9 protein-coding genes are annotated in these 10,599 nt (G+C 33.1%); 1 reads left to right on the forward strand and 8 read right to left on the reverse strand.

Going from position 1 to position 10,599, the window contains the following annotated elements:
• Window positions 1–165: 165 nt before the first annotated feature.
• A complete protein-coding gene (locus H8R24_RS17015) occupies window positions 166–1,698 on the forward strand; it encodes a SulP family inorganic anion transporter (RefSeq protein ID WP_187021482.1) in 1,533 nt (510 codons plus the stop codon).
• A 50-nt stretch (window positions 1,699–1,748) separates the two neighbouring features.
• Here H8R24_RS17015 and H8R24_RS17020 read toward each other — a convergent pair whose 3' ends face one another.
• The 8 genes from H8R24_RS17020 to H8R24_RS17055 all read right to left on the reverse strand — a co-directional run bounded on the left by H8R24_RS17020 (window position 1,749) and on the right by H8R24_RS17055 (window position 10,199).
• On the reverse strand, window positions 1,749–2,189 hold the full coding sequence (locus H8R24_RS17020; protein ID WP_187021484.1) for a nuclear transport factor 2 family protein: 441 nt from the start codon (window positions 2,187–2,189) through the stop codon (window positions 1,749–1,751).
• Between the two features lie 185 nt (window positions 2,190–2,374).
• Complete coding sequence (locus H8R24_RS17025) at window positions 2,375–3,757, reverse strand: M16 family metallopeptidase (RefSeq protein WP_187021485.1); 1,383 nt, start codon at window positions 3,755–3,757, stop codon at window positions 2,375–2,377.
• A gap of 4 nt (window positions 3,758–3,761) precedes the next feature.
• Window positions 3,762–5,075 carry a M16 family metallopeptidase gene (locus H8R24_RS17030; RefSeq protein WP_187021486.1) on the reverse strand — a complete coding sequence of 438 codons (1,314 nt, stop codon included), beginning with the start codon at window positions 5,073–5,075 and terminating at the stop codon, window positions 3,762–3,764.
• Window positions 5,076–5,295: 220 nt separating this feature from the next.
• Complete coding sequence (locus H8R24_RS17035; RefSeq protein ID WP_187021487.1) at window positions 5,296–5,724, reverse strand: GNAT family N-acetyltransferase; 429 nt, start codon at window positions 5,722–5,724, stop codon at window positions 5,296–5,298.
• Between the two features lie 171 nt (window positions 5,725–5,895).
• Window positions 5,896–6,753: a CPBP family intramembrane glutamic endopeptidase gene (locus tag H8R24_RS17040; RefSeq protein WP_187021488.1), complete on the reverse strand. Its 858-nt coding sequence runs from the start codon at window positions 6,751–6,753 to the stop codon at window positions 5,896–5,898.
• A gap of 228 nt (window positions 6,754–6,981) precedes the next feature.
• Window positions 6,982–7,410, reverse strand: a complete 429-nt coding sequence (locus H8R24_RS17045; RefSeq protein WP_187021489.1) for a hypothetical protein — start codon at window positions 7,408–7,410, stop codon at window positions 6,982–6,984.
• A gap of 236 nt (window positions 7,411–7,646) precedes the next feature.
• Window positions 7,647–8,681, reverse strand: coding sequence for a serine hydrolase domain-containing protein (locus H8R24_RS17050; RefSeq protein WP_187021491.1), 1,035 nt, complete (start codon window positions 8,679–8,681; stop codon window positions 7,647–7,649).
• Between the two features lie 171 nt (window positions 8,682–8,852).
• Entirely contained in the window at window positions 8,853–10,199 is a 1,347-nt protein-coding gene (locus tag H8R24_RS17055; RefSeq protein WP_187021493.1) for a hypothetical protein, read from the reverse strand.
• Window positions 10,200–10,599 lie beyond the last annotated feature (400 nt).

Here is a 10,599-nt window from a genome sequence, read left to right on the forward strand (position 1 = left end):
TTATGAAAGTGATTATTTGGTGAAATTAAATCCAGTTATATGAAAATTGAGAATACTTTTTCAGCAAGCCCTACTTAGCTATCCAATTTTTTATTGGTTTTTGGTTATTAATCGGAAATGTACATTTTCTGATGCCATAATTATTACAAATTTTTATACAAAAGAATGAAACAGTATTTCAACTTATTCGATTTTACTCAAAAAGTAAACTACAAAACCGAAGTTTTAGCAGGATTAACCGTAGCAATGACCATGATTCCAGAGTCATTATCGTTTGCTATTTTGGCGGGTTTTCCTCCATTAGTAGGCTTGTATGCTGCTTTTATCATGGGGTTAGTTACCGCTATTTTTGGTGGGAGACCAGGTTTAGTTTCGGGTGGAGCAGGAGCTACAGTAATTGTATTGATTGCTTTAATGAAATCAAACGGCCTCGAATATGTATTTGCAGCAGTCGCTCTGGCAGGTATTTTACAAATATTGGTCGGATTATTTAAGCTTGGTAAATTCATACGTTTAGTACCACAACCCGTTATGTTTGGGTTTGTAAATGGATTAGCGATTATCATTTTTATGTCACAACTGGAGCAGTTCAAAACGGTTGTAAATGGCGAGAGTGTTTGGCTTTCTGGTAGTCCGCTTTATATCATGGCAGGATTAGTATTGTTAACCATTGCTATCGTTTTATTTTTGCCAAAAATCACCAAGGCAGTACCTGCTTCACTTGTAGCAATAATTGTTGTTTTTGGACTGGTATTGGGATTAGGAATTGAGACTAAAACAGTTGCAGATATTACGTCTATTAGCGGCGGGTTTCCTCCATTTCATATTCCAAATATAGAATGGACATTAGAAACCTTACAGCTGGTTTTTCCTTATGCATTAATTATGGCATCTGTAGGTTTAACCGAAGGTTTACTAACCTTAAACCTAGTAGATGAAATTACAGGAACTAAGGGGAAAGGAAATAGAGAATGTATTGCCCAAGGAAGCGCCAATTTATTGAATGGTTTTTTCTTTGGTATGGGTGGATGCCCAATGATTGCACAAACCTTAGTGAATTTATCAGCGGGTTCTAGAGCACGTTTGTCTGGGATAGTGGCAGCCTTAACCATTCTTGTAATTATCTTATTTGGAGCACCAGTTATAGAGCAATTGCCTATCGCTGCATTGGTGGGAGTAATGATTATGGTGGCCATTGGAACCTTTGAGTGGATTAGTTTTAGAATTATAAATAAAATGCCAAAACAAGATATTTTTGTGGGCGTATTGGTAGCTGTGATTACCATTTTGTTACACAATTTAGCTTTAGCGGTACTAATAGGAGTTATTATTTCGGCCTTAGTGTTTGCTTGGGAAAGTGCTAAACGCATTCGTGCCAAAAAATACATAGACGAAAAAGGAATCAAACATTACGAAATTTACGGTCCATTGTTTTTTGGTTCTACTACTGCTTTTGCAGAGAAATTTGACATTGCCAATGATCCAAATGAAGTTATCGTAGACTTTAAAGAAAGTAAAATTGCCGATATGAGTGCAATTGACGCCGTAAACAAATTGACGGAACGTTATGCCAAAATAGGAAAGAAGATCCATTTGCGCCATTTAAGTGCCGATTGTCGCCAGTTGTTGCACAATGCCGATGATGTGATTGATATTAATATAATCGAAGATCCTACATATAAGGTAGCAATCGACTAAAAACACAAAAGGACTGGAGTAATTCTAGTCCTTTTTTTAAGCCTATACATTTAGTCTTTGTTGTACATGTGGATCGATTGCCCTACTAATTTCCATTCGTTATTGATTTTTTCTAATAACCTAATTTCATACGAATAACTAATAACTCCATCCTTAGCAGTTGAGGCTTCATTATGGCTTACCCAAGCGGTATTGCCGTTAATATTCATTTTATAATTAGTATTGATCGCGCTTCCTCCAGGACCTGCTGCATCCGATATTTTAACCATTTCTTCGGCTGGGACATCATAGGTTTTTCCGTCTGTGGTTGATACTAAGATGCGACTGTAGGGCTGGATGTGCCAGCAAGAAGCGTGTGCTTTACTATCGCCTGATCGCCAAGTAGCCGATTCTTTTTCGAGCACTTTAATTATGTTTTCTGACTCTGTAGTTTGAGCGTTGCTGCCTAAGCTGAATAAACCAATAAGAAGTGTAGATAATTTCCAGTTCATAGTATTGTAATTGATTGAATAATTAGGGATCGTACAAGTTTTTTTTCGAATATAAAACAGATCGTCTGGTAAATATATAAATTAAACGAACAAGGAGCTTGTTTTTTACTGTGTTGAATTTCAGTTTTCTACATAAAAAAAAGCAGGAACGAGTCCTGCTTTCATTTTATATTATATCAAATGGGTTATTGCGCAATCTCAACCTGAGTGACTGGGCCATATTTTTCGACAATTTTTTTAATTTCAGATGCTTTCCCTACAAGAACAAATTGTAGTTTGTCTTCAGGAAAGTATTTTGCAATAATTTCATTGGCTTTCGCCAAATCTAAACGGTCTACATTTTTTTCGAAATTATCAATAAAGGAACGGTCAAGATCATACCAATACATGGTAGAAAGCAAGCGCGCTAGTTGTCCAGCAGTTTCATAATCCGGCGGGAACTGTCCTTTTACATAGTTTTTGGCCGATGCCAACGCTTTTTCATCTAGTCCTTTTGTATGTAATTTTTTCAAAACTTCAAGTGCTTTGTCAATGGTAGGTTCAGTTGTATTCACAGCAGTAAAAGTACTCATGATAAATGACCCCCCATTTTTGAGAGCACTAAAACGGCTACTAGCGCCATAAGTAAGCCCTGAATTGACACGCAATTCATCATTAAGCATCGATGTAAAACGACCACCAAACAAGGTGTTTACTACATCAATGGCAACATAATCAGGGTTGTTGCGACTCACACCCGCGGCACCTATGTACATGGTTGTTTCTTTGGCGTCGTCCTTATTGACTAGCAGTACTTTGTTTTCGGTAGGAAGTACAATGGCTTTTGAAGCTAGGTTTTCTTGTGGTGTTGCATTGCTTTTCCAATTCGAAAATAATTGGGTTAAAGTCTTTTTCATCTCAATAGATTTGAAGTCACCTACCACACTAATAACCGAAGTATCTGGTTTGTAATTGTTTTTGTAAAAAGTATTTACATCAGCTACGGTCAATAGTTCTACCGTTGTTTTAGTACCAGTAATATTGTTTCCGTAAACATGATTTCCGTACAATAAACTGTCAAAATAACTTCCTATTACAGCACCAGGACTTTCTTTTTGTTGGTCTAAACGCACTAGTCGGCGGCTTTTTTCTTTTTCGAATTCAGCTGCGTCAAAAACGGGGTTTTGAACGATTTCTTTAATCATTAGTAGCACTTGGTCTTTGTCTTTCGAAGCAAAATTAGACGAAAGTCCAGCGAATTCTTTAGTGGCATAAGTGTTAACAGTAGCACCCATAAAATCCAGTTCTTCTTCTAGTTTAGCGCTAGTAAATCGTTGGGTTCCATGTTTCAATGCTGTTGCCGTCAAGGAAGCAAGACCAGCTTTGTCCTGATCATAAATAGCACCTGCTGGAAAAATAATGGCAACATCTACGATAGGCACATCATGCTGCTCCATTAGATTAAAAGTAAGTCCGTTAGCCAGTTTAAAAGTGGTATAATTGGGTAATTTATAGCCTTGTGCCAGTATGTTTAGTGAACTCAAAACCAACAGGCAAATGAGTGTGTATTTTTTATTTATTGATTCCATACAATTAGTTTTCTACATTAGTTTTTAATACGCCTACAGTTCTATTGCTTTTTGTAAAATATTTTTTGGCAACAAGTTGCACATCGGCAATGGTTACTTTATTGTAATTTTTGGGAGCATCAAACATTTTTCTATAATCACCAAAGTAGAGTTCATAGGTTCCAATATTGTTTGATTTTCCGTTGATGGTTTCTATTTGACCATAAAACTCCATCAATTTTTGGTTTTTTATTTTTTGAAGTTCTCTTTCAGTAATTCCGTCGGTTTTTATTTTCTCAATTTCGGCATAAATAGCATTTTCTAATTCTAGTGCTGTTTTATCAGTATTGGCTACAGCATAAATATTAAATAGCCCTGGGTCAAAACTGTCTCCGTAATCTGTAAATACTTCTGTTGCAATTTGTTGCTTGTCTACTAGCGCACTGTAAAGTCTTGACGATTTTCCGTTAGAAAGTGCTGCACTCAAGATGTTTAAAGCGTAGTAATCATCACTTTTTGATTCAGGACTGTGATATCCAATCATCAAATACGGATTAGTCACTTCTTTTTGCACCGTTATTCTACGTTCTCCTGTTTGTTTGGGTTCAATAATATGAACTACAGGTGGCGTAGGTTGTGCAGGGATAGGTTCTAGGTACTTTTCGGCTAATTGTTTTATTTGGTCAAACTTTACTGCTCCAGAGACTACCACCACGCAGTTATTGGGCGCATAATAGGTTTTAAAGTAGCGTTCAAGATCAGCTTGCGTCCAGTTTTTCATATCATCTTCATAACCAATAACAGGCCAGTGGTACGGATGTTCTTGAAAAGCAGTTGCTTGCATGGATTGTGACAAATGCCTCCAAGGAGAGTTTTCTAAACCAGTACTACGCTCGCTTAATACAACGCCTCTTTCACTTTCCACCATTTTAGGATCGATGCTTAGACTTGCAATTCGATCGCCTTCAAGGTCAAACATTGTTTCAGTTGCCGATGCGGGAAACCAATCGGTGTAAACGGTTACGTTTTCGGTCGTATACGCATTATTAGAACCACCATTGAACTCCATAGTGCGGTCAAATTCTTTTGGACCATATTTTTTAGCACCATTAAACATCATGTGTTCAAAAAAGTGTGAAAGTCCCGTAATTCCTTGGTATTCATTGCGGCTTCCTACTTTGTAAAAAAGATACATATTGGCATTTGGAATCGAGAAATCCTCAGCAACTAGAAATTTCATTCCGTTTTTAAGCGTAAAAGTTTTTACATCATCTGCTTTCATTTGTGCCTTTGCGATAAAAGCGACTAATAGCAACAGCGGTAGCATTATTTTTTTCATAATACAGTATTTATTAATAGATTAAAGGAATTAGTATAGCTTTCTAAGTCCATTTTAGTACAGCATCAAGTAATGCCGATGCACTATAAGACTGTTTTTTGTAACAATTGTTACACAAAAACAGCATTTTTTAAACAGTTCTATTGGTTTTAGCCCAATAATTGTGGCGTGATGCTGTACCCTTTTTGCAAGCTTATTCAAGTGATAATAGGATGTGAAATTACGAGTTGATCGGTTTACTAAAATGAAAAGCACTGATGGTAAAGTCTTCCTTTAGGTACAGTTTATGAGCAGTAGTGCGTACATGACCGCTGTCAAGATGCACGGCTTTGCAATTTTCGTGAGCTGCTATTTGATATAAATGTTGCAATAAAAGAGTAGCATAACCTTTGCCACGGGCTTCTTCTAGGGTAGATAGATCGTCTATGTATAACATTTTTCCACTGTATAGCATGGTGTAGATGCGATAGCCCGCGATAGAAATCACTTTGTTGCCTTCAAATTGGTACAAAAGGGTATAGCCTTCATTTTGCATTTCTTTAATTTGATCTACAAAAGTTTCCGAGTCTAGCATCGGTCTAAGGGCATAGAGCGCTTCCCAACACATTCTAATTTCTTGATCTGTGACTGCTATTTTTATTGGTGCCATCTTGTTTTGTTTTTGAGATTGAATTATAAATCCAGTACTAAATTACCATTTATTTTTCATTTAAGGCCCATTACAAAGGGGATAAATAGCTATCGTATAATGCAGAATAATTGAATCAAAAAATAGGATTGGAATAAAGACAGTTAGCTTTTTTTTAGCAAAGAAAAGATTTTAAAGGCTGCTAGGTTCCTGCTGGTAATGTCTAGCTACAAAATAAATCGCAATAATTTGAAATACAACAGATAAGATGGAGCCTTCGAAACCAAAATCACCTCCGTTCCATAAATTAGAGCTAGGTAAATGGGTGGTTATTAGCGAATAATTATTGATCCCGCTAACATTAAATCCAAAAACACTGCCTTGAAAAAAGTTCCAACTAAAATGTAAGGCAATAGGAAACCACAATCGACCGGTATAGATGTAGGAGATCCCAAGGAGTAGACCAGCAACAAAAAGACCAATTAGATTGAGTGTCGAAATATATGGATTTCCAATATGTATCAAACTGAAGATGGCTGATGATAGGACTAAGGCAACATATTTGTTATAGGATTTCATGAGATTATTCAACATGAAACCGCGACACAATAGCTCTTCGGACAAGGCTACAAGAACGAAGGTGCCAAAACTGATCAATAGTTTGATAACATCAAAGTCAAAAGACTCATAGCGAATCTGGTTTGTAAAATACAAGGTCAAAAAGCCCACTAACATAATGATAAACCCCGTTAACAACCCCAGTAGAAGGTCTTTTTTTAGTGCTATGTTTTGAAAACCGACAGCTATGAAGGATTTTATGCTTTTATTTTCGAGCATTACTACAACAGTAATTATAGATCCGATAGTTGTACAAGCTTGTATGACTAGCGATTGAAGCTCAGTTTTAGGAACTCTAGGTTGCGACATGTAATCATAGCCGATCAAATAGGATCCTGTGATTTGTAGGATTCCGGTAATAAAAACATAAGGTAAAATGATGATCAATGCATGGAATAATCCTTGGTGGTTGTCTTTGGAGGGGATTTTCATTTATTAATTGTGTATTAGTTTTTTTAGTGGGTAGGGTTGTTATTGCAAAATGCAAATTAGACTCGTAGTTTAATTTAATTTTTTTCAGGTTGTTTTATGGGCTACTAATTTACTAACGTTTTAGATCCTTTTGATCGCTTGTAGTCAGTAGTTTTTTTAAAAGAAAAGCAGTGAAATGACAATTCTATTAAACTACAGCCAGTCCAAAATGTGTGGCTTACGGAGTTGCTAATTTAAAGCTATTGATTCAGTTAATTTTTTAAATGTCTTTTCATCTTTTTTTGTGAATCCAGCTTTACTAATATGTATATCAATCCAATACCCATTTTTTGCTAAATAAGTATTAAGGCTATGAAAATCAACTATTTGTCCATTGTATTCTTTTGTGTCATGTTCAATTATAGCCAAGTTTTTCATTTCATATTTCTTCAGGTTTTCTTTCGCTAAAGGACTTTTTTTGGCTTTATTCCAATAAAATTCTCGACATTCTTCTTTATCTCCTTTTAAGTCCGTTTTTTCAATAAAGATTGATAAATTAATCTGATTTTTAGAGTCAATTGCTGACAGTTGAAACATGGTATTGTCAGGTGAAAATCCTTCTTTTTTTATTTCAAAATGATCTAGATTTATTTCTAAATTCCAATTTTCTGTCGGCATTTTGAATGTATTTTGGCTGAATACGTGCGATACAAAGTTTAAAAGTAGTAGTAAGATTAATTTTTTTTTGTCTTCATAGTTTTTTAGTTTTTTTTAATTGTGGCAACTTTTTGCTTCTTCGAGATAGCTAGAAATTCGTAAACCTTCAATTTTCGGCTTAACGAAAACATGATGCGAAATGATAATTCCACTAAATTCCATCTAGTTCAAATGGCTGTTGGGTGATGTTATTTTAGTTATTCCGTTTGTAGTAATATTTTTTTAATTTCTATTCCGAAATAATAGCATAAATCAATTTTTTCATTCATTTGGTTTTCTAATACGATTAAACTTAAATTGTTTTTAGGAAAGTATAAGTTCATCGAAGCAAATCCGTCGCCCAAACCAGTATGTCCAATATATTTGGTTTTATCATTTTCGCAAATTCGTATTCCGTAACCATAACCAACTTTCTCTTTTCCAAAGACATCGTGTTGCGCATAAACAGTTGAAGTTGTCATTAATTTATAAGTTTCGGGTTTTAATATTTTTCCTTTATGAAGGTTATTATTCCAAATGGTTAAATCTTTTGCAGTCGTAATTATTCCGTCAGCAGGAATGCTTTCCTCTTTTATTTGAGTTGAATTTACGACTTTAAATGAATTGTCTTTATTTATGTGCCCAGAAACGACTTTTTGCATTTTTTCTTTGGAATAAGCAAATGTATTATTCATTTTCAAATTTTTGAAAAGTTGGTTAGCCATTTCTGAATAACTTCTTTTTGACGAAAACTCTATTATTTTTCCTAAAAGAATATTTGATAAGTTCCCGTATTTAAAATCCGTCCCTGGCTTAAACAACAAAGGTTTTTCCATATCAGTAATTCCATGAGTATGATTTAATAGTTGATGAACAGTTACTGAGTCTGCCCAAGTTTGAGTTAATTTTGGCAAATATTTCTTAATTGGCGATTGCAAATTAATCTTTCCATTTTCTACTTCTTTTAGAATTAATACAGCCGTTATTTGTTTACTGTTTGACATTATTTCAAATTGGTCATCAATATTCAACTCTGTTTTCTTCTCAGAATTTAAAAACCCGTATGCTTTCGAATATTTTATTTTACCATTTTCGGCAATTAAAATTACTCCGTTAAATTGTCGAACATTAGTTGTTTTGATTAAACTATCAATTTTTGCTGAATAATTATTTGTTTTTTGTCCAAATGACTTACAATTAGTGAACAAAATTATAAAAGTTAGTATGTACGTAATTTTAAATATTTTCATCATTTTAATTTAATTTTCTTTGCGGATTCTGGTATGCGAAAATAGCCTACAATATTTTGCCACTTCGAGATGGCTAGAAGTTCGTAACCGCTCAATTTTCGGCTTAACGACAAAGTGATGCGAAACGGTAATTCCACTAAATTCCAGCTAGCTCAAAATGGATGTTGGATGATGTTATTTTGTTTCCCAAAATTTCTTAAGTCCTAATTGATTTAAAATTAATTTAATTGATATTCTGTATAAGTTATAATTGGCTTCTTCCACAATGTTTGACCTTAATGTTCTTACACTTCCGTGTGTTATTTTATCTCTGATTTGCTTGATTGTATCAATGTCAATTTTCAAATCTTTGTTTTCAATATTATTTTCCTCTAAAAACTCTACTAAAGGACTTTTCATTGGTTTGTAGGCCATTTTATTTTGTAAAGTTTTCCACTTATTTTCAAAATCTAAATAGTCTTTTTTAGAGATTGTTTTTTTTAATTCCGTTAAAGCAATTTCATATATTTTTTCTTTTTCTAAATCATTTACAATAAGTTCAAACTTTTCATTCGAATTAGATTTGCCTGCCATCAAAATTTCAATAATATTGTAAAGCATTAAAAATCTAGAATTTATATCAACAAATCTAGAGTGCAAATAATTTTCAATTGCTTTGTCTATTTTTTTGGAGTTTGCTAGATAATTTTTTGACCAATTTGTTTTCAGAAAATTATCTATCCCTTTTGTGTTCAAGAAATAATTTATACTATTTACTTTTAATCCCGAATTTTCTTTAATTATTTTTGTTAGTGATAAAATGCTATTTGGCTTAAATGCTGTAATTCTATAATAATCAATTAAATTGCCTAAATAGAAAGAAGTAATATTACAAACAATACTAATTTGCTCAATTAGTTTTTTATCTTCTATTGTTACAGGGAAAATAAATTTTATTATTGGAACTTTTTCAATTTTAAAATCTTTATTATTTCTCGAGTCAGAATAACTATATTCAAATTCGGGTCTAAATTTGATTTCACCAATTTTGTAAAAAGAATTCATTCCATTCATTCTGGAAATACCAAAATTTCCTTCTTTGACATTCATTGTGAAAGAGGAATAAAAATTTTTAACTAAACTAAAACCATCTTCGTTTAGAAAAACTTTTGCAATACCTACGTTTTCGTTAAAATTGAGTTTTTTATAAATAAGTATTTTATTTAAATAAAGCGTAAAATACTCTTTATCATTTTCATAGTCTTTGGATTTGACAGATATTATTCTAGAATTAGATAAGTCAATTTTCTGTAAAACTTTTTCGTGCTCAGATATTTCAACTTCTATTTGTTCAGTTACAAAATCAGACAATTGATTTGAACTGCTCCAAATCATAAATTTTCTATCAGTGTCATTAGCTGAATCAATATAAATTTTTATTTCGATTGCAGAGTTCGAAATATATAAATGTGAATGAAGTTTTTCTTTACAGATATCTTCATTTTTTATTTTTATTTCTAAACAATAAAAGTCGTTTTTCATTCAGTTTTTTTATAATATCAACCAACGTTATGCCACTTCGAGATAGCTAGAAGTTCGTAAACTTTCAATTTTCGGCTTAACGAAAACTTGATGCGAAACGGTAATTCCACTAAATTCCAGCTAGCTCAAAATGGCTGTTGGCGGATGTTTTTTTTATTTAGCATAATATATTTCTCCAATATCTATATTAAAATCTTCTAAAGGAAATTCTATAAATGCATAACATTGAACAACTTTAGGAATGTAATTTAGTAGTGATATATGAATCATTTTGTCACTTATTGAAAATTCAATTCCAGAAATCGAATAATATTCTAAATAACTTAATAGAGGTGTAAAGTTATGTACTTATTTTAATTATTTGTAATCCAATGTGTTTATGCTTCATCATCTTAATAAT

Source organism: Flavobacterium muglaense (assembly GCF_014305155.1).
In the GTDB taxonomy this organism is placed as follows: domain Bacteria; phylum Bacteroidota; class Bacteroidia; order Flavobacteriales; family Flavobacteriaceae; genus Flavobacterium; species Flavobacterium muglaense.